The 863-nt window shown below is 42.4% G+C and carries 2 protein-coding genes; both read left to right on the top strand.

Going from position 1 to position 863, the window contains the following annotated elements; genetic code table 11:
- The first annotated feature begins 300 nt into the window (after positions 1-300).
- Complete coding sequence (locus tag IT781_RS21965; protein ID WP_194972299.1) at positions 301-510, top strand: type II toxin-antitoxin system HicB family antitoxin; 210 nt, start codon at positions 301-303, stop codon at positions 508-510.
- A 2-nt stretch (positions 511-512) separates the two neighbouring features.
- Positions 513-743, top strand: a complete 231-nt coding sequence (locus IT781_RS21960; protein WP_194972298.1) for a type II toxin-antitoxin system HicA family toxin — start codon at positions 513-515, stop codon at positions 741-743.
- The last annotated feature ends 120 nt before the right edge of the window (positions 744-863 follow it).

The following is an 863-nucleotide window of genomic DNA, read 5'->3' as shown; positions in this document are numbered from 1 at the left end:
TTGTTCACCGAGCAAGCGAAACTCCGTGCTGTAGAACTCGGCATCGCCGATCAAGCCTTGTAGGGTACGCACTGCGTACCTTTTTGAGGCTAAGGATTCGGAACACATTGAAAAGGTACTCGATGCGTACCCTACTTTGCTATTGCGTCGCGAGATTTGGAACATTTAATGTCAGATGATTTGAAAACCAGTGATAATGATATAAATTCGGCTGATTACATGACGAAATTCTGTTCATAAAATCCAAGTGAGGGAAATTCGGCTTGGATTCCAATTGACATTCAAAGAGGTGAGATCAATATGAAAATTTACACAGCAATTATTGAAAAATGTCACGATACCGGATTATATGTGGGTTTCATTCCTGGATTTACAGGTGCACATAGCCAAGCGGAATCATTGGATGAGCTTAATCAAAATCTTCGGGAAGTCATTGAAATGCTACTTGAGGATGGTGAGCCAATACTCGAAGCCGAGTTTGTTGGAACCCAAAATGTAGTCGTCGCTTAAGCATGGGAAACGTACCGGTTCTTAAACCTCGCGAAGTTGTCGCTTTGCTCGAAATATTAGGATTTACTGAAATCCGACAACGTGGCTCACATAAACAATTCCGCCATCCAGACGGTAGATGCACAACCGTGCCATTTCATGCAGGACGAGATATTTCACCAATTTTACTGCGGCAAATCGCTAAAGATATTGGCTTGACAGTTGAAGAGTTACTTAAAATTTCAGCCTTGTAGGGTACGCACCGCGTACCTTTTTGAGGCTAGGGATTCGGAACGCATTGAAAAGGTACGCGGTGCGTACGAGACTGTGAAAGTATTCGTTTCTTGAAATTTTAACCACAATATATTGTGCAT

This window comes from Methylobacter sp. BlB1 (assembly GCF_015476545.1).
Lineage (GTDB): Bacteria > Pseudomonadota > Gammaproteobacteria > Methylococcales > Methylomonadaceae > Methylobacter.
Note: the sequence above shows the minus strand (reverse complement) of the source record. Positions and strands in the feature narration are given on the sequence as shown.